Origin of the sequence: Alistipes sp. dk3624 (assembly GCF_009557455.1) — a bacterium.
Classification (GTDB): domain Bacteria; phylum Bacteroidota; class Bacteroidia; order Bacteroidales; family Rikenellaceae; genus Alistipes_A; species Alistipes_A hominis.
In genome coordinates this window covers 2,131,913-2,158,804 of sequence record NZ_CP045651.1, presented here as the reverse complement: position 1 = coordinate 2,158,804, position 26,892 = coordinate 2,131,913, and the positions used below count along the sequence as shown (strand labels likewise).

The window sequence follows — 26,892 nt, the reverse complement described above, 5'->3', positions numbered from 1 at the left end:
ATGAAACTGTACGGACTGATCGGGTATCCGCTCGGACACTCGTTTTCACAACGCTATTTTACCGATAAATTCGCCGCCGCAGGAATCGCCGACTGCGCCTACCGGAATTTTCCGATCGAAACGATCGAAGGCGTCGAAACCGTATTGCAAACGCCCGGCCTGCGCGGATTCAATGTCACGATCCCGTATAAACAAGCGATCGTCCCGTATCTGTCCGGCCTGAGCGACGAAGCACGGGCGATCGGCGCGGTGAACTGCGTAAAGATTACGCCCGAAGGCCTGACCGGTTACAATACCGACGCTTACGGATTCCGCCGTTCGCTGCTGAATCTGCTGGGCGACGTCCGCCCCGAAAAGGCGCTCGTACTCGGCACGGGCGGCGCTTCGAAAGCCGTGAAATACGTGCTCGAACAACTCGGCATCGCTTTCGACGCGGTATCGCGCGACGGAAAAAACGGAGCGTACACCTACGGCGACCTCTCCGAAGAGATCGTACGCGCTCACCGGCTGATCGTCAATGCCACGCCGCTGGGCACTTTCCCGAACGCGGAAGGCTGTCCCGTCCTGCCGTACGAAGCCCTCGGCGCCGGGCATTTCCTGTTCGACCTGGTATACAACCCGGCAGTCACCGAATTTCTGAAGCGCGGCGCGGCGCAGGGGGCTGCAACCCGCAACGGTTACGACATGCTGGTCGGGCAGGCCGAAAAAGCATGGGAGATCTGGAACGAATAATTGTCCGCACGATACAAAAACGAAAGAGGCTGTCGCTCAGTGCGACAGCCTCTTTCGTTTTTTACTACCGATAAATTCCTTCCTTTTATAAAATCAATCCTTTGACGCGGAATTTCCGTCTCCGGACTAAACCACATCGATCCCCTTCTCTTTCAACAAATCGAGTCCGATATCCTTCAGGCGGTATTTCTGGATCTTGCCGCTCGCCGTCATCGGATAACCTTCGACGAAAAAGATGTATTTCGGAATCTTATACCGGGCGATCTGCCCGCGGCAGTAGAGTTTAACCTCCTCTTCGGTAAGCGTACAGCCTTCCTTGATCTTTATAAAAGCGCCCACCTGTTCCCCGTATTTCGGACTCGGGATACCGGCCACTTCGATCGCCTCGATCTGCGGCATCTTGTACAGGAAATTCTCGATCTCGCGCGGATAGATGTTCTCGCCGCCGCGGATAATCATCTCCTTGATCCGCCCGGTGATCCGGAAATAGCCGTTTTCATCCATTACGCCGAGGTCGCCCGAATGCAGGAAACCGTTCTCGTCGATGATCGCAGCGGTAGCTTCCGGATTCTTGTAATACCCTTTCATGATGTTGTACCCCTTGCAGCACATCTCGCCGGGAGTCCCCGGAGGACATTCCTCGTTGGTTTGCGGATCGAGCACCTTCACCTCGACGTTCGGAAAAGCCCGCCCGACGGTCGTCGCGCGAATCTCCATCGAATCGGTCGTCGCCGAAGCCGTCATACCGGGCGAGGTTTCGGTCAGGCCGTATACGCTGATGATCTCCTTGCAGTACATTTTGTCCATCACCTGCTTCATCGTCTCGATCGGGCAGGGCGCGCCGGCCATGATCCCGGTACGCAGCGAACTCAGGTCGAACATATCGAACATCGGATGGTGCAGCTCGGCGATGAACATCGTCGGCACGCCGTGCAGCGCCGTACAGCGTTCGCGGTGCACCGACGCCAGCACTTTCAGCGGATCGAAATCCTCGACCATCACCATCGTCGAACCGTGCGTAATCACCGAACAGACCCCCAGCACGCAGCCGAAACAATGGAACAGCGGCACGCAAATCAGCAGTCGGTCGGCCGCAGTAAAATGCATCCGGTCGCCGATCGTCAGCCCGTTGTTCAAGATATTGTGACTGGTCAGCATCACCCCTTTCGGGAATCCGGTCGTCCCGGACGTATACTGCATATTGATCTCGTCGTGACAGTCCACCCGCGACTTGGCCCGTTCGAGCTCGTCGTCGCCGACCAGCGTCCCGAGCTTCATCAGTTCGGAAGTATTGTACATGCCGCGCAATTTCTCCTGTCCGATGTAAACCACGTTCCTCAACTCCGGAAACTTCTCGCTGCGCAGCTTTCCGCGCTGCGTGGTCTTCAGTTCCGGAACCAGGTCGTACAGGATCTGCACATAGTCGCTGTCGCGGTAGCCGTTCACCATACACATCGTATGGATATCGGCGTTTTTCATGATGTATTCGAGTTCGGCGTTCTTGTAGTTCGTATTGACGGTCACCAGTACGGCCCCGATCTTGGCGGTCGCAAACATGAACGTCATCCAGTCGGGCACGTTTTTCGCCCATACGCCGACTTTGCTGCCCTTGGTCACCCCGATCGACAGCAACCCTTTTGCAAAAATATTGACCCGTTCGTCGAACTCCTTGTAAGTAAACCGCAACCCGCGGTCCGGATAAATCATGAACTCATGATCCGGATCTTCCGCTACGTATTTCTCAAGAATGCCCCCGACGGTATAGTCGATCAATTCTTGTTTTTCCATTTTCTACGAAATCCAACCTTTTAAAAAGGCGTGTAAACCACCGCCAGGATTTTGGCTTTTTCACCGGGCGCCTGCACTGAAATATTGTGAGGAACGATCGAATCGAAATAGATGCTTTCCCCTTGGTTCACAACGTATTTATCACTACCGTAACGCACTTCGACGCTCCCGTCCAACACGTAAATGAACTCCTCGCCTTCGTGGTGCGACAAAGCTGACATCTCGTCGGGATCGGTATATTCCACGTTAATGATAAAGGGTTCCATGTTGCGGTCGGTCTTGTTTTCGGCCAGCGAACGGTATTTGAGGTGCTCGATATCAGAGCCGTTTCCCTTGGACAGGTGTACCGACAACTGAGGCGTCTGCTGTTCCCGGTGAGTCAACGTAGGCTCAGGGCATTCCATTCCGTCGAGAAAAGTGCCCAGACGAATGCCCAACGTCCGCGACAGTTTGATCAGCGTCGCCAGCGACGGCAGCATCTTACCGGTCTCAATCTGTTCAATTTGAGATTGTTGAACCCCAGATTGAACCGCTAAATCTTCCACGGAAAACTGATTGTCTTCGCGAAGTCGTTTCAGCTTATAACCAATATTCTCTGTCATAATTTGAAAAATTTCGTTTTGTTGTGATTCGAAGTAACCCCGAATTCCCGAAATCCGCAAATAATTATTTCCGGAAATTACGAAACCCAAAACAAACGCGCCCGATTCAGGAGCGACAAAACGTCTTCGATGGGATATTTTTTAAGATAAACCATGCATCTGTAAGTCATATTTGTCCCAAGTTTTTTCGATTCGTAAATAATGCTCGAAATCTTCCATTCATTGAAGATTAATCTTTAGAATACTTATTTACAGATTAACAGAACACAAAATGCAATGTTTTACCTATGTTGTACCTATCAAAAAAAACAAACACTCGACTTATTATAAGTCAAGCGTTTGAAAATTATTCCTGTGGTCCCCGTGGGGCTCGAACCCACGACCCCAACATTAAGAGTGTCGTGCTCTACCAACTGAGCTAGAGAACCATCTTGTAAAATCGTTTGCAAAGATAAGCAGAAAAATCTTTTTATGCAACACTCTGGCGATAAAACCTTATCCTATTTCTCCGGGAGAGGAATCGTGAAGCGGTTTCGACAGGAAGGCGCAGCGGACTCCCAAACGGCGGGACGGGGCGTTGCTGTCCGTATGCTTCGATGATTGCGGTTGCGGATTCTTCGTCGCCGGACAAGGTAAATAAGACGGGGCCGGGATTGCGATCCCGGCCCCGGTCTTTATCTTCGGCTCCGTTTATTCGTATTCGCCGCTCTTTAGCATACTGACTTCCCGCGGGCTCAGGAACCGCCAGCCGCCGCGTTTGAGCCGTTTTTTGGTCAGGCCTGCGAAATAGACTCGGTCGAGCTTTTGCACCGAATAGCCGAGCGATTCGAAAATACGCCGAACGATCCTGTTTTTGCCCGAATGGATTTCGATTCCGACCTCTTTCCGGTTTTCGCTGACATAGCTGACCTCGTCGGCGAAGATGGGCCCGTCTTCGAGGGTAATTCCCTCGGCGATTTTGGTCATGTCTTCTTCCGATAGAGGTTTGTCGAGCGTCACCTGGTAGATTTTCTGCTTGTTGTAGCTCGGATGCGTCAGTTTGCGGGTCAGGTCGCCGTCGTTGGTGAACAGCAGTACCCCGACGCTGTTTTTGTCGAGACGTCCGACCGGATACACCCGTTCGGTGCAGGCTCCTTTGATCAGATCCATCACCGTTTTGTCCGAATGCGGGTCTTCGACCGACGTTACGAAGCCTTTCGGCTTGTTCATCAGGATGTATACTTTCTTTTCCCCCTTGACGATTTCGCCGTTGAAGCGCACTTCGTCCTCCGGGTTCACTTTCGTTCCGAGTTCGGTGACGATCTTGCCGTTGACCGCCACAACGCCGGCCGTGATCAGGTCGTCCGCTTCGCGGCGCGAGCAGATGCCCGAATTGGCGATGAAACGGTTCAGGCGGATAGCGCCCTGCGGTTTGGGAGCGTCGTAGCGCGGATAATCTTCTTTCCGGTCTTTTTTGAATCGGGAGTCGTGGGTTCGCGCCCCACGGGAGCTGTCGCTTCTATCCCATTTTTTACCGAAACCGCCTTTGCGGTCGCCGTCTTTCTGGAAACGCGGACGCTCGCCGTACGGCTGCGATTCGTCGCGCCGTTGCGGTTTGTACGGACCCGAAGGCCGGTCGTCCTTGCGCCACGGCCGGTCTTCGCGTTCGGGCCGGTCGTTTTTACGGTAGCGTTCGTCTTTGTCGAACCGGTCGGGTCGGTCGTTGCGGTTGAACCGGTCATCCTTGTTGTAGCGGTTGCCGTCGCGCTGCGGTCGGTCTTCGCGTTCGAACCGGTCGTTTTTGCGGTAACGGTCGTCTTTGTCGAATCGGTCGCCGCGATTTTCGCGGTTGTAGCGGTCGTCCCGGTTGGCTCCGTATTTCGGTTTCCCGTAGGGACGGTCGTCCCGATCGCGGGAGCCGCTTTTCAGCCGGTTGTCTTTCGTGAAATTGGGGTTGAACGAGCGGCGCTGTTCGTCGCCGCGGCGGTCGTACGGATTGTCCGACGACGTCCCGTGCGGTTTGGCCGGACGGCTGATGCGCGGGCGTTTGTCTTTCGAGAACGACGACAGCGCGTCTTCCCGGTGCGAAGAACTTCTCGAATCTTCCCGATTGAAGGAGTCCCCGGAACGGTCGCGGCGGGGCGAATCCCCGTAAGCGCCTTTCCTGTTTTTCGGATCGAATGGTTTCATGCAATGAAATAATAAAAAGTAATACGTATAACGCCCCGATATTTCGGGCAAATCGAAATCATCCGGCAATTAAACGGTTCAAAGGTATAGCTATTTTTTTATAAATATGATAACTTTGCGATCTATTTAGTTGCGTATGAATTACAATTTCGATAAAATCGTTTCCCGCGAGGCGACCGACTGCGAAAAGTTCGACGCGCGGGACGAGGTGTTCGGGCGCGCGGACGTGATTCCGATGTGGGTCGCCGATATGGATTTTGCAGTGCCCGAGGCCGTTACCGAAGCGATCGTCCGCCGGGCCGGGCATCCGATTTACGGATATACCTTTCGTTCGGACGGTTATTTCCGGTCGGTGATCGACTGGGTGGGGCGTCACAGCGGTTGGAAAGTGGAAAAGGAGTGGATCGACTTCGCTCCGGGCGTGGTCGCCGGAATCGTTTTCGCGCTGCGTGCTTTCACGCAGGAGGGCGACAGGGTGGTGATCCAGCCGCCGGTCTACCATCCGTTCGCGCGGCAGACGCGGTTCAACAACCGGGTGGTCGTCAACAACCCGCTGTTGCAGCGTGCCGACGGCAGTTTCGGGATCGACTTCGACGACCTCGACCGCAAGCTCGCCGGGGCGAAGGTTTTCCTGATGTCGAACCCGCACAATCCGTCGGGACGCGTCTATACGGCCGAGGAGCTTACGCGCATCGGCGAACTGTGCGTGAAGCACGACGTGGTGATCCTGTCGGACGAGATTCATGGCGACCTTGTTTACAAACCGCATAAGCATATTCATATCGCAGCGCTGGACGAAGCGTTCGCGCGCCGGACGGTAACGTTCACCGCGCCGAGCAAGACGTTCAACCTGGCCGGGCTTTCGACCTCGGTGGCGATCACGCCGGACGCCGCGTTGCGCCGCCGCCTGCAACAGGAGTTTAACAAACTACATGCCGATCAGGGAAATATCTTCGGCACGGTCGCGCTCGAGGCAGCTTATACACACGGCGACGAGTGGCTCGAACGCCTGCTGGAGTATCTCGAAGGCAATATCCGGTATGTCACGGACTTTTTGCATCGGAAAATGCCGTCCGTAAAGTGCGTGCCGCCCGAAGGGACGTACCTGATGTGGCTCGATTTCCGCGCATGGCCGATGACGCATGAGGAGATTTACCGGTTTATGGTCGAGCGGGCCGGGATCGGCGTCAACGAAGGCGCGATGTTCGGCGAAGAGGGACGCGGGTGGATGCGGATGAATATCGCCACGCAGCGTTCGGTGGTCGAACGGGCGATGAACCAACTGTACGAAGCCGCGCGCGCGGCGGGGCTTTGCGAGTAGCGGAGGCTTCCGGAAAGTTTGATCGAAAGCGAGCCGGCCGATTTTTCGGCCGGCTCGCTTTTGTCGTTTATCGGGACGTTTTTATTTCCGGCTCGCGCTGTCGTAAAATGCGATACGGTCGCGGCAGACTTTTTCGGTAATATCGCGCAGACGTTCCACGCGCACGGTCAGCGCGTCTATGTCGTCTTTCGTGACAGCGAAATTTTTATTGTAACGGGCCTGCACATAGGCGTCCTGTAACAGTTTGAACAAGCGTTCCTCTTCGGACGTGTTGCGCGGAAAAGCGCCGCAAACGTCCAAGCTATGCGTTCTGGCCTTGTCGGTCAGAAATTCCAGATCGTGCTCTTTGTAACCGTACAAAGTAAAAACCATCGGAATCGTCCGTAAAAAATTTTCTGCGGCCTGATGAAGTTGGAAAGAAGCCATACAAAAATCGTCAACTTTATGAGCGCAAGAAGCTAAATATAAGAAGCTATTTGCTTTCTTGAACTTATCATCGAAATATTCCTGCGCCATATCCCGAATTTCGCTGTAATCCAGTTTGTGCCGCCGGGCCAATTTATATCGCCCCGAATCGTAAAGCATTACACCCTGTTCTTTGATTTCGGTAAAGAAATAGCGGCTTTTTTCTATCTGGCGGTTAAACTCGCCGACACTTTCATTGATGAACTCCGGACGGGTATGGAAAAATTTGGCTTTGTTCTGGAAAAACTCGTATCTGATCCGGGAATACAGCGCGTGTTCCGTATTGCCGATCCGTTTTTCGGTCAGGATCAGAATATCGTAATCGCTCATAAAGTAAGTCCGCACGCCGAATTCCGTCCGTTGGTCGTAATCGACGTACTTATTTCGCGCGTAACTGCCGAACAGAATAATCATTTCGCACCCGACTATTTCCCGACGGATAATCTCCGTCAACTGGCGCAGGTCGCGTTGTTTGTTCTCCGGCAGGTATGCGAGCGATTTTTTCATAATCGCAAAATTAGCAAAATAATCGGCGATCCGTCGGGGACGGGGTCTAAATCGTATTGGAAATTTCATGCGAGTCGTTATCTTTGTGTATGAATCCGTAAGGTCTGTGCGCGGAAATTTTTAAGAGGGGCAGCGGCGCTGCCGTCAGCTAAAAATTAAAACGCAAGAATTATGCAGACTTTAAGGAACTATTACGATTCGGCATAGCCGAAGGAGATATTATAAAGGGTAAACAACTCTTTATGCCTAACGGGAAACAGGGAACTCTTTAATTAGAGGTTTTTAGTACAGGTATAATAGTTGCCAGTCCTTGTTATGTCCTATCCGGAAACGGATAGGGCTAACTTGGGCGTAGGCCAACACTTCTGTACTAAGGTGCTTCCCTGTACCGCCGTTAGGAGTAGTCCTGCGCCCTCTTTTTATGCCTTTTTCCGAATAGCTTCGGATTTCATCGGGCGCAGCAACGATCCGTTTTTTTAACTATTCGCCTTATGAAAAAAATCATTCAATCCCCTACGTGGGATCGCATCGTCACGATACTTAAAAACGAAACGTTGTGCGTGAACGAGCTGGCCCGCCGCATCGGTCTGGAACGGCCGCACATGATCGAAGCCGCGAAAGACCCCGCGACGGGAATCTGTCCCGAACTGGCCGCGCGAATTCACTACGCTTTCCCGGCGTACAGCATCGAATGGCTTCGCACGGGGCTGGGCCCTCACCCGGCCACGCGCGAGGAAGCGCACCCGCGGGCGGAGGTATCGCTGTCGGGGCGCTGGGCATTGCTTCGTACCGAGCACTACTGGAGCGACGGCCGCCGTCCGGGCGCGTGGCTTCCGGGCGAGATTTTCGAACCGGGCGTCGTCGTGTGGGATTTCGGCCCGGACGGTCTGCTGGACCGTTACGAATCGTATCTGAAAGTCGCTACGGTTCCCTACGCGTTCGACCGACCGCGCGGGTGGCTGCTGCACGAAGGCCGCCCGGTGCTGGTCGATAAGCTGACCCCGGTCGAACTGGAGTTTCTCGACTGGTCGGACATGGGGACGGGCCCCGTTGTGCGTTTCGTATTCAAAAAGGAAGAGTTCGTTTAATATGGGCGGCGCAATTATCCGTACGTTTCAATTCCGGTTTGCCGCTGGACGCGGCGGCCGGCGTGCGGATCGGGCGGCGGCAAAGGATTGCCGGACAAATCGTTCGGGTTGGATGGGGCGCGTTTTGCGGGACGGGGGCAGCGTCCGCGTTGGAAGCGGTAAGGCAGGCCGGACAATAAAAAAGCGCCCTTTTTAAAGGCGCTTTTGCGGATAAATCCGACAGGGTGGAAGATGGGTCTCGAACCCACGACCTTCGGAACCACAATCCGACGCTCTAACCAACTGAGCTACGTCCACCGTTTTACTGCCCGTTTCTTTCGGACAGCGTGCAAATTTAATACACTTTTCGATTATTGCAAAATTTTTGCGGCGGATTCTTCCCGAAAACGGGGAGCCGCCCGCCTCCTGCTTGTATTTTCCCGCTGTCCGCAGGGCGATCTTTTCGGGACGGGGCGGTTTGCCGGGCTGCCGTTCTCCGGCCGGCGGCGGCCTGCGAGCGGCGGCCCGCTGTTTTTGGCGGATTATTTGATAAATTTGCCGGACAAAGAACGCTTATGGAAAAACGTGCCCGTAAGTTCGGGGTCAACAGGCGGGCGCTGCTCGTGACGGCCGGGATCGTCTGGATCGTGGCCGGGGCGAATATTCTGCGGATCGGAGTGGTCACGTGGGCGAGTCAGTCCCATTACGGATTGTTCCGGGCGGGGGAGGCGATCGTCGTGTTCCTGTTGTTCTTCAACCTGGTTTTCAAACGTCTGTTTTACAAACATACGCAGCGGATCGAGCGGAAAGGCGACCGGAACTGCCCGTTTTCGTTTTTCGATGCGAAGGGGTGGATCGTGATGTGCTTCATGATTCTGTTCGGTATCCTGGCTCGGACGTGCCGCTGGCTGCCGGAGACGTTTATCGCCGTATTTTATACGGGACTCTCCGCCGCGCTGATCGTAACGGGCGTTCTGTTTCTGCGCTACCGCTATCGGAACAAAGACCGGCTGTGAATCCGTTCCGGGGGAGAATCCGGCGAAGGACTTTGGCAGTATCATATAACGGGCGGCCCGGCTTTTTCCGAAGCCGGGCCGCCGCAATACGGAAGGGGAACGCATTTTACGCCAGTTTCTTGCGCAGGTTGTCGTCGAGCGCCGCGAGGAACTCTTCGGTGTTGAGGTAATCTTCGCGGGAAACTTTCGACCCCTTGACCAGCAGCGCCAGGTCTTTGGTCATCTTGCCCGATTCGACCGTCTCGACGCAAACTTCTTCGAGCGCGCGGGAAAAATGCGCCAGGGCTTCGTTGCCGTCGAGTGCGGCACGGTGCGCCAGACCGCGCGTCCAGGCGAATATCGACGCGATCGGGTTGGTCGAGGTCTCCTCGCCCCGCTGGTGCATCCGGTAGTGGCGGGTCACGGTGCCGTGCGCCGCTTCGGCTTCCATCGTCTTGCCGTCCGGAGTGACCAGCACCGAGGTCATCAGCCCCAGCGAGCCGAAGCCCTGCGCGACAGTGTCCGACTGCACGTCGCCGTCGTAGTTCTTGCAGGCCCATACGAAGCCGCCGTTCCATTTCAGCGCCGAAGCGACCATGTCGTCGATCAGCCGGTGTTCGTAGACCAGTCCCAGCTCGTCCATCCGCTGCTTGTAGTCGTTGCGGTAGATCTCTTCGAAAATGTCTTTGAAACGGCCGTCGTATTTTTTCAGAATCGTATTTTTCGTGCTCAGGTACAGCGGCCATTTCTTGCTGAGGGCCATGTTGAAACAGGCGTGAGCGAAACCGCGGATCGACGCGTCGGTGTTGTACATGCACAGCGCCACGCCGTCGCCCTTGAAATCGTACACTTCCCACGACCGGCTCTCTCCGTTCTCGCCGGTGAAGGTCATGGTCAGTTTGCCGGGACCTTTCGTAACGACGTCCGTCGCGCGGTATTGGTCGCCGAAAGCGTGACGCCCGATGCAGATCGGACGGGTCCATCCGGGCACCAGGCGCGGCACGTTGCGGCAGATGATCGGTTCGCGGAAGACCGTTCCGTCGAGGATGTTGCGGATCGTGCCGTTCGGCGACTTCCACATCTTTTTCAAACCGAACTCCCGGACGCGCGCTTCGTCCGGCGTAATGGTGGCGCACTTGATGCCGACGTTGTATTTTTTGATCGCCTCGGCGGCTTCTACGGTAACCCGGTCGTCGGTGGCATCGCGGTTTTGGATGCTTAGATCGTAATATTTGATATCCAGATCGAGGTAGGGAAGGATCAGCTTGTCTTTGATGAATTTCCAGATGACGCGGGTCATTTCGTCGCCATCGAGCTCCACAACGGGATGATTGACTTTGATTTTTGATTTCATGCCGGATTCGGTTGAATTGAATTGTACTCTGTATGCTTCCGCAAATTTAGCTCAAAATATTGTTTTTTGCAACGAAGCCCGCCGGAGGGCGGGGCGGTCGTCCGGTAAGGTTTGGCAGCGTTTATGTTATAATCATAATACATGGTTATTCACTCGGATGATGCGCGCACTGCTTTTTTCGGTTGTTTTCCTGGCGGGATGTACCGGTTGGACGGAGGAAGATCCGCCGGTGCCGGAGCTGGCTGTCGAAGTGTCGGGGGGAGTTCGCCCGGCGGCCCCGGCATCTAAAACCAGCGCGAGCGGCAGCGCCGTTTCGTTCGTTTCCGGCGACCGGATCGGCATCAGCGAGACCCTGACAGGCCGCAGTAACGTGCTTTTTTCTTATAACGGCAGCGCGTGGAGTACGACGACCCCGATGTACTGGTACAACCGTACCGCCACGCACACCTTCTATGCTTACTATCCGTACAATGCGTCGAATCAGTCCAACGTAGTGCCGATGCCGGTGCTGGCGAACCAGCAGGTATCGACGGCGGTCGACGTTACCTGCGACATGCTCGTGACGGGGCCGAAGCAACAGGCCTATCCGGCGGGTTCCTCGGTAGCGTTCGTTTTTTCACATGCGTTTTCGGTGTTGCAGTTCAACATTACGATGGGGGTCATCAATACCTATACGCTGAAGAGCCTGACGCTGCGGGGCGGAAATACGGCGGGCGGATCGTCCGGTTACGGCATCGTCAATACCGTGAATACGGTCGCCCAGATCGGTTACAACCTCGTAACCGGCGCCGTGCAGGCGGCGGCGAACAACAGCTCCGTCTACGCGCAGACCCTGACCAAAAGCATCCCTTCGACCGGGCTGATCGGCAGCATTCCCGTGACGGTCTATGTGCTGGCGCTTCCGGGACAATACCTCAATCCCGTGCCGGCTGTCAAGTTCACCGTTGCCCCGCTGATAGGCAGCAATCAGGATACGGATTACGCGAACCTGTCGAACAACACCTTCTCGGCCGGAACCAAATATGTTTACAATGTCAAAATCGGCGGGATCATCACGAAAGTTCCGCAGCCGTGCGGCGCTGCGGGGAAATTGCCCGTAACGATCGAGCGGGACACGGTGATAAATTTATCGAATAAAAGTTTTATCCATTAAAATTAATCGGTTATGAAAAAGATGTTATTCCTGACGGCGGTTGCCGCGGCGTGGATCGCCTGCGACCGCGACGACGAATGCCGGCCCACGGCCGACGACGGGCAACAAATTACGATCCTGGCCGGAATCGCCGACTCGAAGCCGGTCTCCGACGTTATCCCCGAATCCAAAACGACGATTACCGGCAGCACGGCGGCGTGGAAAAGCGGCGACCAGCTCGGGCTGTTTTGCACGCAGTCGGTTCCCGCTGCCGTGAACGTTTCCTTTTCCGCGACCGGGAACGGCGCGAGCGCGACTTGGAGCGCCGACAGTCCGATTTACTGGGGGGCTCCGGCCACCACTCCTCATACTTTTCTCGCTTATTCGCCTTATGCCTCGGGCAACAGTTCGGCTTCGGCGGTGAAGGTGCCTGCGCTGAATGTGCAGACGGGAACCGTCAACCCGGCGCTCGACCTGTTGATCTCGAACAACCTGGCTTCTTCCGGGGTGCTTCGCTCGGCCGGAGCGGTCGGTCTTGTTTTTACCCATGCGCTCTCGCTGCTCGAGTTCGATATCACCATCAACAGCAGTATCGCGGCGAACACGACGCTGACCTCTTTTACGGTCGCTGCGGGAAGTTCGGATAAGGTCTATACGACCGACGGCAATTCGACCATCGCGCTTTCCACCGGTGCGATCACGCCGGGCAGCGGCGTGACCAATACGACTACGATGACGCCGGGCGCGACCGTGACGCTCAGCGCGACGTCTGCTTCGGTTTACGTGCTGGTGCTCCCCGGCACTTACAGCCAGGCGCCGACTCTGGCGATCAATCTCAACGAAGGAGGAACTTCGGCCATTGCGGTTCCGCCGGCGTCGCTGACGACGACGACATTTGCGGCCGGCTCCAAATACACTTATGCGGTCAGCATTGCCCGTACCGCCATTACGATCTCCAATCCGACGATTACCGACTGGACGAACGTCAACGGTTCCGCGATCAATCCCGGCCTGTAAGTCGTTCGATAAAAAGCAAATATCCCGCGTCGTCGGATCGGCGACGCGGGATATTTGCGCGCGGACTGCTAATTGGTAAGCATGATGTAGCCGTTCAGGTAGGTGGCGAACAGTACCCACAGCGCATAAGGAGCGAACAGGACGGATGCGGTTTTGCTGACCGGATAACTTTTGATCAGGTAGTAAATGACGAATATGTCGAGCGTCAGAATATCGATCATACCGAGCAGCGGATTTCGCAGGTAGAAGAACAGGTAGCTCCAGATGAAATTCGAGAACAGTTGAACGCAGAAAAGACGGATCAGAAAGTCTCTCTGCGGAGCGTTGGAAAGGTAAATCAGTCCGGCGGATATGCCCATGCACAGGTAAAGGATTCCCCACGCGATGGGAAATACGATATTCGGCGGCGTCAGCGGCGGTTTGCGCAGGGTCGGATACCATTCGCGGATGGAATCCGCCTGGATCAGTCCGGCGAGGTAGCCCAGCAGCAGGCAAACCAGTATCGGAACGGCGAATGCGAGAATTTTTTTCATAAGTCTCCGGTTGAGACCGGAAGGCGCTGCAATTATCGTGCAACGGCGGTGGCGGCATCCGGACAAAAAAGAGCGAACGGCGAACCGCTGCCGGCAACGGCCGGTTTTGCGAAACGCCTGTTCGCCCGACTCATGAAAAAGCCGCCCGGAATCACTCGGGGCGGCTTTTAAATTCTCCGGATAAACAGGGTATTCCCGGAATTACTGGGGGGGAGAATCCCGGATTTTTTACCCGAAGAGAAAACGAAAACTACTGTCCATTAATTTACTTCACTTACCCTGTTGGTTGTCCGATTTACTCGGCATATTGATAGGAACTCATCCAAGTTCTCCAGCTCGATCTGCTTATCCCGTACTGATAGGTAAGCAGGTGTACTGCGGAAGTGACATGTCCTTGGTCGTTGCCTACGACCCGCGGATATTTCAGGCGGACGCGGGTATTGTCGGTGACGATGCCGATCTGTTCCCATCCGGTGATGCCGTCCGTCGATTGCCATATGGCTAGGTAGGTGTTCACTTCGTTGACATTTACTCCATGAATGGCCTGGAAACAGTTCAACTCTTCGACGTATTTGACATCGCAACCGCTCACGGAATTTGCCGCGAATTTATTGCGGTCGATGACTTTCCCTTTGTCGGAGAGTGCCGCGGGCCAGTTTGAATCGCTGGCATTGGCCGTGGCGAGGTGGATGTCGTAGACGTCGATAGCCTGATCGTTGTAAGTGTAATACAGGTATATCTGTCCGTCTTTGACGATCAGGCTGGCTTCTCCCACGCCGAAGAAGGTCTCTTCGGCCGTCAGGTTAGCGCTTACGATCGCCGCGGGATCGCCTCCCCAACCTGTTCCGTTCCATTTCTCCCAGTTTTCCCCGTCCGGGGTCGCGCTGCGGGCAACGAACAGTTCGTTGTCGGTGGTTTCCACGACGGTCGTCGAGCCCGTGTAGACCATATAATAGTAGTCCCCGATTTTAACCACTGCGGGATCTTTTGCATAATAGCTGTCGGCTTTTTTGTCGGTGGGCGCTACGGCTACGATATCGTCTTCCGACCAGGTGAGATCGTTCGTTACCGACGATGCGGTGTAATACCTGATCTGGGCCGAATAACCTACGTCGGCCGGGGAAACGTACTGGACTTTTGTCCTGAATGCCTGCGTTCCGCTCAACTCCGTGCCATTGTGCCATACGGTCATGTTTTCCCCGATGCCGGCGCCCCAGCAACCCGGGGTTCCGGAGATGCGTTCCATATACAGCAGGTAGGTGCCGGCGGGGAATTTGACGTTCCCGGTCTCGTCGGCGTAACCGCTGTTGTTCGTATTGATCTCCAGCGAGCTGTTGTCTTTGTAATTCATGTGGTCGTATTGGGCGATCGGGGTTCCGCTCAGCGTTGAAATGTAGTCGTTATTCCATTGGTAAAGCTCCCAGTGGAAGCAGGACGTATTCGTGCTCCATCCCGGACAGTCCACGATCCATCCGTAGAACGATTTGTCGAATGTGTACTTGATCGCCCCGCTGTTGCCGTTGCTGTGCATGGGGTACGGACCACCTCCGGCGCCGGAACCGTTCAGACTGGTAGCGGCGGGAAGCGAGCCGGTCGTTCCTCCCGGAGTGGAGAACCAAGCGCTCATCGTGCCGTTCGAATTGGCGATCATCGCTGCGGCATAACGGAAATCGCGCGAAGAGGTGGGCTGGTAGATCGATTTTCCATCGCCTTTGACTACCGGAACTCCCGGTACGATGACCTCTTCGGGTCGGGCGTATTGCTCCGAGATCGGTTCCGGTCCGGGGAAACCCTCGCAACTGGTCAACTGTGCGGCCAGCAGTGTGACGATGAATACTTGAATCGAAAAGACTAATTTTTTCATAATTAAACAAGTTAAAAGAAATATTTAGACAAGTGTATGTGTAGTTTCTTTGTTTCCGGTACGTAAAGAATATAAAAGACACCTATATTCTCCACCCTTGATACATCATTCTTCCCTTAATCGCTTCGGTTTATCGTTTCTTTGTTTAAAATACGGCAAATTTTACTTCTTGAAAGTTAATTATTCGCCATGCGTCCGCTTCCTTTTCATTAGTTTCCGATACTGTTTTTAGTCGTGTGACATGTGAGTAGCTTTTGTGTTTCGGTTTTAATGTACTTGTTTTTAGATTGTTAATTGTAATCAAACAGATTCAAACGTTGATCTTTAACCACTAAGATACAAATTTTTTAATTAAAAAATAGGTTTCTTATAAAAAAACACAGATCAGCGTGTTGAAAACCTACCGATGCGAGTATAAATATCTATCTGATAATTAAAAACGACCAGTTAAAAATGAACGTCTTTTCCTCCGTATTTCGATCTTTTTGTAATGTATATACGCCGTTTTTTGCTATATTTAAACCGGCTTTCCCCGTTTGGTATGTGGAAATAAATTTATTGGAATAAAAACTTATGGTGGTTGGATATTTGAGAGTCAGTACGGAGAAGCAACACCTGTCAAATCAACAAGATGAGATTCTTCGATTCGCCCAGACCCGGAATATGGAAATCGATCGTTGGGTGACGGAGGTGGTCAGCGGCAAGAAAGATCAAAAGGACCGCAAGCTGGGAAGTATTCTGCGGCGTTTGAAAAACGGCGATACGTTGATCGTTACCGAAATTTCGCGGTTGAGCAGAACGCTTACGGAAATTATGACGATCATGGGACATTGTTTGGATAAAGGGATTACCCTTTATTCGACCAAGGACGGTTATGCCTTTGACGATACGATCAACAGTAAAGTCCTGTGCTTTGCTTTCGGTCTCGTGGCGGAGATCGAACGGAACCTGATCTCGATGCGTACGAAGGAGGCGCTTGCCCTACGCAAGGCCGAAGGCGTGCAGCTCGGCCGAAGGAAAGGTTTTTGCCCGAAGTTCCGGATTCTGTCCGAGAATTGCGCCGAAATCGTCGAGATGTTGCGTAACGGCGCGACGATCGTGTCGGTTTGCAGGAAATACCAGGTATCGGTCGATACGTTCAAAGCTTTTCGGAAACGCCATGCGCAAGTAAACGATATCATCGAGCATCGGAATAAAATACGGGGAATCCGGCAGGAGTGGTACGAGGCCCGTAGAAAATCGAAACAAGAGTAAATAAATAAAAACCTTTCGAAATTTACGTTCGAAAGGTTTTTATTTTTGTTAAAAAAAGCCCCGGAAGGGGATCACAGGCTTTGCGACCTGCACCACCAGTGAATAAGAAAAACATAACAAAATCATATGCACGAAACATACCAAGATAGAATGATAGCTATCCGATTCTCTCCCGGGGCCGTAACCCGGAAAAGAGCAAGTTCCGTGCCGGAATAAGGGCTTCAGCGGGCGGTGCGGTCGAGGTAATCGGTCGCAAAGACGAAGGTGCCTGCCGTCCAGCCGACCATGGTCGGCATCTCGTATTCGTTGCTGACGTTGATGTTGCCTTCCACGACGTTGTATTTCTCCCACAGGTTGTGAGTCTTTTTGAAATTGCCGATCACCGTAGCGACGTATTTCGATGCGATGCGGCGGGCATCCTCGCGGAAACCGTAATTGTCCAGGCCTTTGATCGCCAGGAAATGCAGCGGAGCCCAGCCGTTCGGGTATGACCATTGGTAGACATACGGGTAGTCTTTGTTCTCGCAGGCGGCGATGCCGTGCGGAAATTCGAGCGCGTCGAGCGCACGGGCGATCCCCGGAGCGTCCTTTGTGGGGACGGCTCCGGCATACAGCAGGCTGAACACTGCCGCCGAAACGACGTCGGAACGCTTGCCGTTCACGTAGTCGTAATCGTAGTACATGCCGTTTCGGGGGTCTCGGCAGTACTTGCGGATCAGTTTTTTACGGTCTTCCGCTTTGCGCGCCCACCGTTTTGCGGCGGCTTTGTCGCCGAGTTCATCCGCGAAAAATTCGAAATTCTTTTCGTACAGATACAGGTTCGCGTTCAGATCGACGGGGCAGAAGTCCATGCAGCGCGTCCGGAACCGGGGATTGAAATCCCAACCCGATTCGGCTTCGGCGATGTAGTGCGAGCCGACGTCCAGCAGTTCTTGGTGCGAGAGCCCGTCCGTCTTGAAACGACTGCCTAAGCGCACTTTCAGCATGTCGACGAAATCCATCTTATCCCGGTCGGTGCTTTCGTTCCCGTACCGGTTCAGACCGGTCGGCGCGATCCGTTCGCTCATCCAGAATCGGTACTCTTTTTCGAGCGTCGGCAGCACTTTGCGCAGCCACTCCTTGTCGCCGGTGCTGCGGTAGACGCTGGCGATCATCATGCTCAGGAACGGGGGCTGGGAACGGTTTTGGAATACGGTCAGGTTGCCGTTGTACATTTTACCGAAACGGTCTACCATGTAGAGCATGTTCTCGGCGTTGCTCCGGGCCAGGTCGACATGCCCGTCGAGGATCAGCCCCTCGCCGGTGAAATAGGTGTCCCAGTAGTACATCTCCTGGAATGCGCCGCTGATGCTCGGCACGGTGTAGCGGTACGGGAGACCGATGCGGGTGCCTTCGTCTTCGGTGTTGAACCGGACGGTCTTGTCCCACGAGTTCCGGATGAAGCGGTGCACTTCGTCCCGGTCGGCGGCGGAGGGCGTTTCTCCCTGCGAGAATGAAAGCAGGGCCGGAGCGATCAACAGCAGCCCCCACAGTTTCGTTATTTTTTTCATGTGTCTTTAGACGTTTGTTTTTTTTTAATCGGTCGGTTCTGTGCCGAATGCAAAAACCGCATTTATGCAAAAATGCGGTTTTGTGATTTTCCGGATACGAAGTGCCGGTCAGACCGTCATGATCTCCTTCTCTTTAGCGGAGAACAGGTCGTCCACTTTCTTCGCGTATTTGTCGGTCAGTTTCTGGGCCGACTCTTCGCCGTCTTTCGCCGCGTCCTCGGGCATACCGTCTTTTTGCGCTTTCTTGAACGCGTCGACCAGGTCGCGGCGGATGCCGCGCAGGCTTACGCGGGCCGTTTCGGTTTCCGCCTTGATCTGTTTTACCAGTTCTTTACGGCGCTCCTCGGTCAGCGGCGGAATGTTCAGCCGGATGTGCTCGCCGTTGTTCGACGGCGTCAGGCCGATGTTGGCGACCAGGATGGCTTTCTCGATCACCGGGATCATTTTCTTTTCCCACGGCTGCACCAGTACGGTGCGGGCGTCGGGCACCGTAATGCTGGCTACCTGCGAGATGTCCGTCGGCGTGCCGTAGTATTCGACCAGGATGCCGTTGAGTACGTTGACGCTCGCCTTGCCGGCTCTGACCGATGCGAGTTCTTCGGTCAGGTGGGCGATGACTTTGTCCATTTTCACCTGGGCCGCGTCGAGAAGTTCTTTCGATTCTATCATGTCCGTGTATGTTTTAAGTCAAAAACGTGTTTTCGTTATCATGCCGCCGCTGGGATTTCCCGGCAGGGACCGTCGAGACGTCAGTCGTTTTTCACGACCGTTCCGATCGGTTCGCCGGCGATCACTTTTTGCAGGTTGCCCGGCGTGTCCATGTCGAATACCACGATCGGCAGGTCGTTCTCCTTGCACATCGTGAATGCCGTGAGATCCATCACTTTCAGCCGCCGACGGTACACTTCGTCGAACGTGATCTCCGCGAATTTGGTCGCCGTCGGATCTTTTTCCGGGTCGGCCGTATAGACGCCGTCCACGCGCGTGCCTTTCAGCAGTACCTCCGCTTCGATCTCTACGCCGCGCAGCGCCGAAGCCGTGTCGGTCGTGAAGTACGGATTGCCCGTGCCGCCGGCGATGATGACGATCCAGCCGGCTTCCATCAGTTCCAGCGCTTTGGCCTTCGTATAGAGTTCCCCGACCGGTTCCATCCGGATCGACGTCAGTACCCGGGCTCTCGCTCCGGCGCTTTCGAGCGCGCCCTGTAACGCCAGCGAGTTGATAACGGTCGCCAGCATCCCCATCTGGTCGCCCTTGACGCGGTCGAATCCGCGGCTTACTCCGCTCAGCCCGCGGAAGATATTGCCTCCTCCGATTACGATGCCGACCTGCACGCCCGTGGCGGCTACTGTTCGGATCTGTTCGGCATATTGGTTCAACACCTCGGTAGAAAGACCGTATTTCTGAGCTCCCATCAGCGATTCGCCGCTGAGTTTTAACAGGACGCGTTTATAAATCGACATGTTTTCGTTTTTATTGTTTTTCCATCAGTTGCATCAGCTCGTCGAGCTTCGGCGTCAGGATGATTTCGGTGCGACGGTTTTTGGCGCGCGCTTCGGACGTTTTGGCCGGATCGACGGGCAGCGATTCGCCGCGTCCGGCGGCGATGATGCGGTTCGGGTCGATCCCTTTGTTTTCGAGCAGCAGCCGCACGACGGTCGTGGCGCGTTTCGCGCTCAGGTCGAGGTTGTCCTTCAACTGGCCGTTCGGACGGTAGGGCACGTCGTCCGTATGTCCCTCGACCATCACGTTGATATCGGCGTTCTGCGCCAGCACTTCGGCCAGGTCGCGGACGGCGCGCGCGCCGTTCGGGTCAATTTCGAAACTGCCCGAACGGAATAGCAGTTTGTCGTCCATCGAGACGTATACGTTGCCGTTGCGGATCGAGATCGACAATCCCTTGCCTTCGAAGCCGGTCAGCGCGTCGGTCACTTTGCGGCGGATGGCGTCGATCGCCTCCTCGCGGCTTTTAAGCATCCCTTCGAGTTCGGCCACGCGGCGGACGCGGTCGTTCAGCGCCATCTCCTTGTCCTCGAGTTCGCGCAACATCCGCGCCGATTCGGCGGAACCGTCGGCCAACAGTTGCTTATAACGTTTCTTACACTCCTTCAGGTCGTTCGACAGGCGCGTGGTGTCGGCAATCAACTGCATTTTCTCGGCCGTCAGTTTGTCGTTCAAGGCCCCCATATCTTCGAGGCGGCTTTTCGAAGCGGTCAGTTCCCCTTCCAAGCGCAGCGCTTCGGCTTTCATCGAATTGAATTTTTTGGTTGAGACGCATGAAAACGCAGTCAGGGCAACCAAACCGAGGACAATCAGTTTTTTCATAGATCCAAAGTTTTTGGGCGGCCGGCTTCGCCGTCCGTGGCGGAACCGGGAACGATCCGCCGCCGGCATATCTGCCACGAAGATACAAAACAATTTAGAATGTACAAAAACTATCCGCGGGCCGATATTTGCCGGTAATTTATTACCTTTGCGTCTAAATTGTTTTTTAGGGTCCCCAATGACCGAATCATCCTACAAATACCTCTACCGGATCGATTCTCCGGCCGATCTGCGGAAACTTTCGCAGCAGGAACTGGTCGGCTACTGCGACGAGCTGCGTCGATTCATCATCGAGCAGCTCGCGCTGAATCCCGGCCATCTGGGATCGAGTCTCGGCGTCGTCGAGCTGACCGCCGCGTTGCATTACGTATTCGATACGCCGTACGACAAGCTGATCTGGGACGTGGGCCATCAGGCCTATGCCCACAAGATCATCACCGGCCGCCGCGACAGTTTCCGGATGAACCGCAAGCTGAACGGGCTGAGCGGATTCCCGAAGATGGAGGAGAGCGCTTACGACGCGTTCGGGGGAGGGCATGCCTCGACCTCCATTTCGGCGGCGTTGGGCATCGCGACGGCGACGGCCTTGCGCGGCGAGCGGCGGCATGCGGTGGCTGTGATCGGCGACGGAGCGTTGACCGGGGGGCTGGCTTTCGAAGGATTGAACAACGCCGGGGCGGCCAATACCGATCTGCTGGTGATCTTGAACGACAACCGGATGGCGATCGACCCGAACGTAGGCGCGTTGAAAGAATACCTGCTGAGCATTTCGACTTCGAAACGGTACAATGCCGTAAAAAACCGCGCGTGGGCGCATATGGAGCGGACTCCGCGGCTGAGACGGCTGATCCAAAAAGTGGGTAATGCGCTGAAACAGGGCTTCCTGCAGCAGAGCAACCTATTCGAGAGTTTGCGCTTCCGCTATTTCGGGCCGGTGGACGGACACGACGTAGGGCAACTGACCCGTGTGCTGCAGGATCTGAAGGAGATAAAAGGTCCCAAATTACTGCACGTGCTGACCGTCAAAGGAAAAGGATACAGTCCGGCGGAACGGGATCAGAAAATATGGCATGCGCCGGGAGTTTTCAATCCGGAAACCGGAGAACGTGCGACCCACGGCGGCAACGGCGACGAGCCGCCTCTTTATCAAAAGGTGTTTGGGGAGACGATCCTCGAATTGGCCCGGACGAACGACCGGATCGTGGGGATCACCCCCGCGATGCCGACCGGCTGCGGGTTGAATATCCTGATGCGCGAGATGCCGGAGCGCTGTTTCGACGTCGGGATCGCCGAAGGACATGCCGTGACTTTCTCGGCGGGTCTGGCTGCGGCCGGCATGGTGCCGTTCTGTAACATCTATTCGTCGTTTATGCAGCGGGCTTACGATAACGTGATTCACGACGTGGCGCTGCAGGGGTTAAACGTGGTGATGTGTCTCGACCGCGCCGGACTGGTCGGCGAGGACGGCGCCACGCACCAGGGAGCGTTCGATATCGCCTATATGCGTTCGATTCCGGACATTACCGTCGCGGCGCCGATGGACGAGGTCGAACTGCGGAACTTGATGTATACGGCTTCGCTCGGGCGCGGCCCGTTCGTGATCCGCTATCCGCGGGGGGCGGGCGTGAGATCCGACTGGCGGCAGCCTTTCCGCGAGATCCCGGTGGGACGCGGTCGCTGGCTGCGCGACGGGACGGATGTGGCGGTGCTGTCGTTGGGGCATGTGGGGAATACGGTAGCCGAAGCGGTGGAACGGGCCTCGGCCGATGGCGTTTCGGCCGCCCACATCGATCTGCGTTTCGCCAAACCGCTGGATGCGACCTGTTTGCACGAGGTAGGCAGGCGTTTCGGGCGGATCGTCGTCGTCGAAGACGGAACCGTTACGGGGGGAGTCGGATCGGCCGTGCTGGAATTTATGAATGCGTACGGTTACAGACCGCAGGCGGAATTGCTCGGGATTCCCGACCGTTTCATCGGGCAGGGCACGCAGGAACAGTTGCGCCGTATCTGCGGTTTCGACCTCGAAGGCATCTACCGGACAATTATGAAAAGCAAAAAATAAGGGCTTATGGAGTACAATTTCGCGGAAATCGAACAGAAGTGGCAGAAACGCTGGATCGAACGTAAAACCTACAAGGTCGAAGTCGATCCGTCGCGGCCGAAGTTCTACGTGCTGGATATGTTTCCGTACCCGTCGGGGGCGGGGCTGCATGTCGGACACCCGCTGGGGTATATCGCGTCGGACATTTATACGCGTTACAAGCGGCTGAAAGGATTCAACGTGCTGCATCCGATGGGATACGACGCGTTCGGACTGCCGGCCGAACAGTATGCGATCCAGACCGGGCAGCATCCGGCCGTTACGACCGAGAAAAACATCGACCGCTACCGCGAACAGTTGGATAAGATCGGGTTCAGTTTCGACTGGGATCGAGAAGTGCGTACCTGCGATCCGGGGTATTACCATTGGACGCAATGGGCCTTCCTCAAAATGTTCGACAGTTTTTACTGCAATGACGAGAACAAGGCGCTGCCGATTTCGAAGCTGGTCGAAGCGTTCGAGCGGGCGGGAACCGAGGGGCTGAACGCAGCCTGCACCCGGGAGATGTCGTTTACGGCAGCCCAGTGGAAAGTCATGAGCGAGGCCGAAAAAGAGAATGTCTTGCAGAATTACCGGCTGGCGTTCCGCGCCGATACGATGGTGAACTGGTGTCCGGGGCTCGGTACGGTGCTGGCTAACGACGAGGTGAAGGACGGGCTGTCGGTGCGCGGCGGTTTCCCGGTGGAGCAAAAGCGAATGAAACAGTGGTTGCTGCGCGTGACGGCTTATGCGCAGCGGATGCTCGACGGGCTCGACCGGCTCGAGTGGAGCGATTCGCTGAAAGAGATCCAGCGCAACTGGATCGGCCGCAGCGAAGGGGCACAGGTGTTTTTCGGATTGAAAGGGCTTGACGAGCAACTCGAAATCTTTACGACGCGGGCGGATACCATTTTCGGGGTTACGTTCATGGTGCTGGCTCCGGAACACGAGCTGGTCGGCAAACTGACCGCGCCGGAATACAAGGACGCCGTCGAAAATTATCTGGAAGAAGCTAAAAAACGTTCCGAAAGGGAACGTATGGCCGACACCAAGCGCGTGAGCGGCCAGTTCACCGGCGGCTACGCGATCAATCCGTTCAACGGCAAGGAGATTCCTATTTATGTCAGCGATTACGTGCTGTCCGGTTACGGGACGGGCGCGATCATGGCCGTGCCTGCGCACGATAGCCGCGATTACGCCTTTGCAAAGCACTTCGGTCTGCCGATCGTTCCGGTGGTCGAGGGCGGCGACCTGTCGGTCGGGTCGTACGACGCCAAGTCCGGAACAATGATCAACTCCGAATTCCTGACCGGTATGGATGTCAGGGAAGCGATTCCTGCGATGATCGACGAGATAGAGAAGCGCGGATTCGGCAGTCGTAGGGTCAACTATCGGCTGCGCGACGCGATTTTCAGCCGACAGCGTTACTGGGGAGAGCCGTTTCCCATCTATTATAAGGACGACGTCGCCTGTCCGCTGTCGGAAGACCGGCTGCCGTTGCAGTTGCCTCCGATGCGGGATTTCGGCCCGACGGCCGACGGCGAACCGCCGCTGGCGCGGGCGAAGGATTGGCATACGGACGAAGGGTATCCGTACGAACTGAGCACGATGCCCGGTTTCGCCGGATCGTCGGCCTACTACCTGCGCTACATGGACCCGCATAACGACAAGGAACTCGTCTCGAAAGAGGCGGACGAGTACTGGCGCAACGTGGACCTGTACGTCGGCGGCATCGAGCATGCGACCGGACACTTGATGTATTCGCGTTTCTGGAATATGTTTTTGTACGACATAGGCTGCGTCTGCGAGCCGGAACCTTTCAAAAAGCTGATCAATCAGGGGATGATCCAGGGGCGTTCGAACTTCGTCTACCGGATCAAGGGAACCAATAAATATGTCTCCGTAGGACTGAAAGACGGGTACGATACGCAGGAGATCCACGTGGACGTCAACATCGTGCGCAACGACGTGCTCGATCTGGACGCGTTCCGCAAATGGATGCCCGAGTACGCCGACGCCGAATTCGTGCTCGAAGACGGGAAATACGTTTGCGGTTGGGCCATCGAGAAGATGTCGAAATCGATGTACAACGTCGTCAACCCCGACCACATCGTCCGCGATTACGGGGCCGATACGCTGCGGATGTACGAGATGTTCCTCGGCCCGCTCGAACAAAGCAAGCCGTGGGATACGAACGGCATCGACGGCGTGCATAAGTTCCTGCGCCGGTTCTGGCGGCTGTTCTTCGACCGCGACGGGAAGTTGATTCTGACCGACGAAAAACCGACGGCCGGGGAGCTGAAGACGCTGCATAAAACGATTCGGAAAGTGACCGAAGACATCGAAAATTTCTCGTTCAATACGTCGGTCAGCGCTTTTATGATCTGCCTGAACGAACTGAGCAACCAGAAGTGCGCGAAACGCGCGGTGCTCGAACCGCTGGTCGTGCTGATCGCGCCGTTCGCTCCGCACCTTGCCGAAGAGGTCTGGGAACAATTGGGGCACGGAACTTCCGTTTTCGACGCTCGTTTCCCGGAGTACGACGAAAAATACCTCGTGGAAGACAGTTTCGAATATCCGGTATCGTTTAACGGAAAGATGCGGTTTAAAAAGGAACTGTCGCTGTCGTTGTCTCCGAAAGAGGTCGAAGCGGCCGTGCTGGCCGATCCCGCCGCCGGGAAGTACCTGGAAGGGAAAACCCCGAAAAAGGTGGTGGTCGTTCCCGGTAAGATCGTCAATGTCGTTTGCTGATTGCCGATCCAAGGGGTAGATGTAAAAACACGGGGCGCTGTCCGTTGACAGCGCCCCGTGTTTTTACTTTGCTTTTCCGGATTATTTCGGCAGCCTGAAAGTGACGGGCAGCGTGAAATAGACGTTTACCGGTTGGCCGCCGGATTTACCCGGTTTCCAGCGCGGCATTGCACGGACGATGCGTATTACTTCGGCATCGCAGGCGGGAGACAACGACTGAACGATCTCCGGCTCCCGGACTTCGCCCGTTTTGGAAATAACCATGCGGACGACAACCCTGCCTTCCGTTCCGGCGGCTACCTCTTCTTTCGGGTAACGCAGGTTGACCCTGAGATATTCGGCAAGGCGTTCCGGTCCTCCGCGGAAAGAGGGTAATACGTCGGCTTTTGCGGTAACGGAGTCTTTGCCTGTTTCCGTTTTTACCGGGGCGGCCGGATCGCCGGCAGTCGGCCGGCCGTTCGCTGCGGCGCCTGCGAACAACAGCAGGGACAGTACGGCGACGTTTAGACTTTTCATGACGGGTAGTTTTATTTGTGGGCGTTTCAAAAGATTTGGGAATTACGAATGCATTTTTATTTAACCACAAAAGCAACCTGGAGGTAATTGTTGACCGCGCCTAAAGGTTTCAGTTCGATATAAAATGCCTTTGTAAACTCATTAAAGGCTTTGAATTCGTGCAAAGGCACGTTAAATTCGTCGAATAGAATGATATCGCCCGGTTGCAGATACGGATAAAGCTGAGTTAAGACAAAAATCGTGGAAGAATAAAGGTCTGCGTCCATATGTACGATCTTCCGGACAGCGGATTTTAAGTCACCCCTATTTTCTTGGATAAACGGAACCAAAGTATCCTGGAACAATCCTTTGACAAACTTTACGCGATTATCTTGTACCTGTGATTCTTGATGCTGCATGTCTCCTTTTCGAAAAAACATGCCCCAATTCTCAGGAAGACCTTCGAAAGTATCGAATCCGTAAAAACGGGAAGAATCGTTTTTATTCTCATTCAACCACCATTTGAACGAGGTGCCTCCGGCGACTCCGAACTCGAGATAAACGATTTCGGAATTGTCCTTTAAATAATTGTCCGATATGTATTTGTATAGATTGTATCTGTTGTTGTAATTCCGGTTGAAAGCGACGGGTTCGCGGTATTCGAATTTCTTTTTATTCCCGTATATCCATACCAACAGCTTGTTTAGGTAGGATAGAAATAACATCAATTTTGTGAAAGGATAAAATAGGAATGTTATCGGCAACAATAACAGACAACTTTTGACAAAGCCGGTAAGTTTAATCAATGGTTTCATGAAATGATCGCATTTATCGGAAACGTCTTTCCGATAGGTTTTTATACAGATGGCCAATTTTTACAAACGCCGAACG

The 26,892-nt window shown here is 54.8% G+C and carries 22 protein-coding genes and 2 tRNA genes; 9 read left to right on the top strand and 15 right to left on the bottom strand.

All coding sequences use genetic code 11. The annotated features are described in order from the left end of the window. Nucleotides 1-732 carry a shikimate dehydrogenase family protein gene (locus GFH31_RS09155; protein ID WP_055202423.1) on the top strand — a complete coding sequence of 244 codons (732 nt, stop codon included), beginning with the start codon at nt 1-3 and terminating at the stop codon, nt 730-732. A 126-nt stretch (nt 733-858) separates the two neighbouring features. Here the strand turns inward: GFH31_RS09155 and GFH31_RS09150 are convergent, their stop codons facing one another. The 4 genes from GFH31_RS09150 to GFH31_RS09135 all read right to left on the bottom strand — a co-directional run bounded on the left by GFH31_RS09150 (nt 859) and on the right by GFH31_RS09135 (nt 5,291). Then, the gene (locus GFH31_RS09150; protein WP_216645965.1) at nt 859-2,520 is read right to left on the bottom strand and encodes an AMP-binding protein; all 1,662 of its coding nucleotides are present in this window, start codon (nt 2,518-2,520) and stop codon (nt 859-861) included. A gap of 20 nt (nt 2,521-2,540) precedes the next feature. Then, on the bottom strand, nt 2,541-3,122 hold the full coding sequence (locus GFH31_RS09145; protein ID WP_055203493.1) for a helix-turn-helix domain-containing protein: 582 nt from the start codon (nt 3,120-3,122) through the stop codon (nt 2,541-2,543). A gap of 355 nt (nt 3,123-3,477) precedes the next feature. Beyond that, a tRNA-Lys gene (locus tag GFH31_RS09140) sits at nt 3,478-3,550 on the bottom strand. Nucleotides 3,551-3,812: 262 nt separating this feature from the next. Continuing rightward, nucleotides 3,813-5,291: a pseudouridine synthase gene (locus tag GFH31_RS09135; RefSeq protein ID WP_153497811.1), complete on the bottom strand. Its 1,479-nt coding sequence runs from the start codon at nt 5,289-5,291 to the stop codon at nt 3,813-3,815. Nucleotides 5,292-5,427: 136 nt separating this feature from the next. On the opposite strand from GFH31_RS09135, the gene GFH31_RS09130 reads away from it, so the two are divergent. Then, nucleotides 5,428-6,612, top strand: coding sequence for a MalY/PatB family protein (locus GFH31_RS09130; protein WP_153497810.1), 1,185 nt, complete (start codon nt 5,428-5,430; stop codon nt 6,610-6,612). 81 nt (nt 6,613-6,693) lie between these two features. Here GFH31_RS09130 and GFH31_RS09125 read toward each other — a convergent pair whose 3' ends face one another. Beyond that, nucleotides 6,694-7,584: a HEPN domain-containing protein gene (locus GFH31_RS09125; protein ID WP_118655368.1), complete on the bottom strand. Its 891-nt coding sequence runs from the start codon at nt 7,582-7,584 to the stop codon at nt 6,694-6,696. A 491-nt stretch (nt 7,585-8,075) separates the two neighbouring features. On the opposite strand from GFH31_RS09125, the gene GFH31_RS09120 reads away from it, so the two are divergent. Further along, nucleotides 8,076-8,672, top strand: coding sequence for a hypothetical protein (locus tag GFH31_RS09120; protein ID WP_055205199.1), 597 nt, complete (start codon nt 8,076-8,078; stop codon nt 8,670-8,672). A gap of 222 nt (nt 8,673-8,894) precedes the next feature. Here GFH31_RS09120 and GFH31_RS09115 read toward each other — a convergent pair. After that, nucleotides 8,895-8,970 (bottom strand) — tRNA-His (locus tag GFH31_RS09115). A gap of 256 nt (nt 8,971-9,226) precedes the next feature. Here GFH31_RS09115 and GFH31_RS09110 point away from each other — a divergent pair. Next, complete coding sequence (locus GFH31_RS09110; protein ID WP_101571667.1) at nt 9,227-9,667, top strand: hypothetical protein; 441 nt, start codon at nt 9,227-9,229, stop codon at nt 9,665-9,667. A 106-nt stretch (nt 9,668-9,773) separates the two neighbouring features. On the opposite strand, the gene GFH31_RS09105 is transcribed toward GFH31_RS09110, so the two are convergent. Further along, nucleotides 9,774-11,000 (bottom strand): isocitrate dehydrogenase (NADP(+)), encoded by a 1,227-nt coding sequence (locus tag GFH31_RS09105; RefSeq protein WP_055205202.1) that lies wholly within the window; start codon nt 10,998-11,000, stop codon nt 9,774-9,776. A gap of 157 nt (nt 11,001-11,157) precedes the next feature. On the opposite strand from GFH31_RS09105, the gene GFH31_RS09100 reads away from it, so the two are divergent. Both GFH31_RS09100 and GFH31_RS09095 read left to right on the top strand, forming a co-directional pair. Next, complete coding sequence (locus GFH31_RS09100) at nt 11,158-12,153, top strand: fimbrillin family protein (RefSeq protein ID WP_172970733.1); 996 nt, start codon at nt 11,158-11,160, stop codon at nt 12,151-12,153. A 12-nt stretch (nt 12,154-12,165) separates the two neighbouring features. Continuing rightward, nucleotides 12,166-13,149 carry a fimbrillin family protein gene (locus GFH31_RS09095; RefSeq protein ID WP_101571673.1) on the top strand — a complete coding sequence of 328 codons (984 nt, stop codon included), beginning with the start codon at nt 12,166-12,168 and terminating at the stop codon, nt 13,147-13,149. Nucleotides 13,150-13,217: 68 nt separating this feature from the next. On the opposite strand, the gene GFH31_RS09090 is transcribed toward GFH31_RS09095, so the two are convergent. Continuing rightward, nucleotides 13,218-13,682 (bottom strand): TspO/MBR family protein, encoded by a 465-nt coding sequence (locus tag GFH31_RS09090; RefSeq protein ID WP_153497808.1) that lies wholly within the window; start codon nt 13,680-13,682, stop codon nt 13,218-13,220. A 295-nt stretch (nt 13,683-13,977) separates the two neighbouring features. Beyond that, nucleotides 13,978-15,546, bottom strand: a complete 1,569-nt coding sequence (locus GFH31_RS09085; protein WP_153497807.1) for a hypothetical protein — start codon at nt 15,544-15,546, stop codon at nt 13,978-13,980. 573 nt (nt 15,547-16,119) lie between these two features. Here GFH31_RS09085 and GFH31_RS09080 point away from each other — a divergent pair. Further along, nucleotides 16,120-16,800 (top strand): recombinase family protein, encoded by a 681-nt coding sequence (locus GFH31_RS09080; RefSeq protein ID WP_055205205.1) that lies wholly within the window; start codon nt 16,120-16,122, stop codon nt 16,798-16,800. Nucleotides 16,801-17,021: 221 nt separating this feature from the next. Here GFH31_RS09080 and GFH31_RS09075 read toward each other — a convergent pair whose 3' ends face one another. From GFH31_RS09075 to GFH31_RS09060, 4 genes are all read right to left on the bottom strand, one after another. Beyond that, nucleotides 17,022-18,350 carry a trehalase family glycosidase gene (locus GFH31_RS09075; RefSeq protein ID WP_118458870.1) on the bottom strand — a complete coding sequence of 443 codons (1,329 nt, stop codon included), beginning with the start codon at nt 18,348-18,350 and terminating at the stop codon, nt 17,022-17,024. Between the two features lie 108 nt (nt 18,351-18,458). Then, nucleotides 18,459-19,019 carry a ribosome recycling factor gene (frr, locus tag GFH31_RS09070; RefSeq protein WP_153497806.1) on the bottom strand — a complete coding sequence of 187 codons (561 nt, stop codon included), beginning with the start codon at nt 19,017-19,019 and terminating at the stop codon, nt 18,459-18,461. 80 nt (nt 19,020-19,099) lie between these two features. Continuing rightward, nucleotides 19,100-19,813: a UMP kinase gene (gene pyrH / locus GFH31_RS09065; protein ID WP_118458872.1), complete on the bottom strand. Its 714-nt coding sequence runs from the start codon at nt 19,811-19,813 to the stop codon at nt 19,100-19,102. 10 nt (nt 19,814-19,823) lie between these two features. After that, nucleotides 19,824-20,675 (bottom strand): flagellar motor protein MotB, encoded by an 852-nt coding sequence (locus GFH31_RS09060; RefSeq protein WP_228385751.1) that lies wholly within the window; start codon nt 20,673-20,675, stop codon nt 19,824-19,826. Between the two features lie 178 nt (nt 20,676-20,853). Between GFH31_RS09060 and dxs the strand changes: the two genes are divergently transcribed. Continuing rightward, a complete protein-coding gene (dxs, locus tag GFH31_RS09055) occupies nt 20,854-22,737 on the top strand; it encodes a 1-deoxy-D-xylulose-5-phosphate synthase (protein ID WP_101571681.1) in 1,884 nt (627 codons plus the stop codon). Between the two features lie 6 nt (nt 22,738-22,743). Continuing rightward, a complete protein-coding gene (gene leuS, locus GFH31_RS09050) occupies nt 22,744-25,506 on the top strand; it encodes a leucine--tRNA ligase (protein ID WP_101571683.1) in 2,763 nt (920 codons plus the stop codon). Between the two features lie 81 nt (nt 25,507-25,587). Here leuS and GFH31_RS09045 read toward each other — a convergent pair whose 3' ends face one another. Continuing rightward, complete coding sequence (locus tag GFH31_RS09045; protein WP_055205211.1) at nt 25,588-26,022, bottom strand: energy transducer TonB; 435 nt, start codon at nt 26,020-26,022, stop codon at nt 25,588-25,590. A 56-nt stretch (nt 26,023-26,078) separates the two neighbouring features. After that, nucleotides 26,079-26,816 (bottom strand): TylF/MycF/NovP-related O-methyltransferase, encoded by a 738-nt coding sequence (locus GFH31_RS09040; RefSeq protein ID WP_118458876.1) that lies wholly within the window; start codon nt 26,814-26,816, stop codon nt 26,079-26,081. Between the last annotated feature and the right edge of the window lie 76 nt (nt 26,817-26,892).

Coding starts and splice junctions, on each gene's coding strand:
- GFH31_RS09120 (WP_055205199.1), top strand. CDS start 8,076: ATGAAAAAAATCATTCAATCCCCTACGTGGGATCGCATCGTCACGATA.
- pyrH (WP_118458872.1), bottom strand. CDS start 19,813: ATGTCGATTTATAAACGCGTCCTGTTAAAACTCAGCGGCGAATCGCTG.
- dxs (WP_101571681.1), top strand. CDS start 20,854: ATGACCGAATCATCCTACAAATACCTCTACCGGATCGATTCTCCGGCC.
- GFH31_RS09145 (WP_055203493.1), bottom strand. CDS start 3,122: ATGACAGAGAATATTGGTTATAAGCTGAAACGACTTCGCGAAGACAAT.
- GFH31_RS09150 (WP_216645965.1), bottom strand. CDS start 2,520: ATGGAAAAACAAGAATTGATCGACTATACCGTCGGGGGCATTCTTGAG.
- GFH31_RS09060 (WP_228385751.1), bottom strand. CDS start 20,675: ATGAAAAAACTGATTGTCCTCGGTTTGGTTGCCCTGACTGCGTTTTCA.
- GFH31_RS09090 (WP_153497808.1), bottom strand. CDS start 13,682: ATGAAAAAAATTCTCGCATTCGCCGTTCCGATACTGGTTTGCCTGCTG.
- GFH31_RS09125 (WP_118655368.1), bottom strand. CDS start 7,584: ATGAAAAAATCGCTCGCATACCTGCCGGAGAACAAACAACGCGACCTG.
- GFH31_RS09155 (WP_055202423.1), top strand. CDS start 1: ATGAAACTGTACGGACTGATCGGGTATCCGCTCGGACACTCGTTTTCA.
- leuS (WP_101571683.1), top strand. CDS start 22,744: ATGGAGTACAATTTCGCGGAAATCGAACAGAAGTGGCAGAAACGCTGG.
- GFH31_RS09045 (WP_055205211.1), bottom strand. CDS start 26,022: ATGAAAAGTCTAAACGTCGCCGTACTGTCCCTGCTGTTGTTCGCAGGC.
- GFH31_RS09075 (WP_118458870.1), bottom strand. CDS start 18,350: ATGAAAAAAATAACGAAACTGTGGGGGCTGCTGTTGATCGCTCCGGCC.
- GFH31_RS09100 (WP_172970733.1), top strand. CDS start 11,158: ATGATGCGCGCACTGCTTTTTTCGGTTGTTTTCCTGGCGGGATGTACC.
- GFH31_RS09105 (WP_055205202.1), bottom strand. CDS start 11,000: ATGAAATCAAAAATCAAAGTCAATCATCCCGTTGTGGAGCTCGATGGC.
- GFH31_RS09085 (WP_153497807.1), bottom strand. CDS start 15,546: ATGAAAAAATTAGTCTTTTCGATTCAAGTATTCATCGTCACACTGCTG.
- GFH31_RS09110 (WP_101571667.1), top strand. CDS start 9,227: ATGGAAAAACGTGCCCGTAAGTTCGGGGTCAACAGGCGGGCGCTGCTC.
- GFH31_RS09095 (WP_101571673.1), top strand. CDS start 12,166: ATGAAAAAGATGTTATTCCTGACGGCGGTTGCCGCGGCGTGGATCGCC.
- GFH31_RS09130 (WP_153497810.1), top strand. CDS start 5,428: ATGAATTACAATTTCGATAAAATCGTTTCCCGCGAGGCGACCGACTGC.
- GFH31_RS09040 (WP_118458876.1), bottom strand. CDS start 26,816: ATGAAACCATTGATTAAACTTACCGGCTTTGTCAAAAGTTGTCTGTTA.
- frr (WP_153497806.1), bottom strand. CDS start 19,019: ATGATAGAATCGAAAGAACTTCTCGACGCGGCCCAGGTGAAAATGGAC.
- GFH31_RS09080 (WP_055205205.1), top strand. CDS start 16,120: ATGGTGGTTGGATATTTGAGAGTCAGTACGGAGAAGCAACACCTGTCA.
- GFH31_RS09135 (WP_153497811.1), bottom strand. CDS start 5,291: ATGAAACCATTCGATCCGAAAAACAGGAAAGGCGCTTACGGGGATTCG.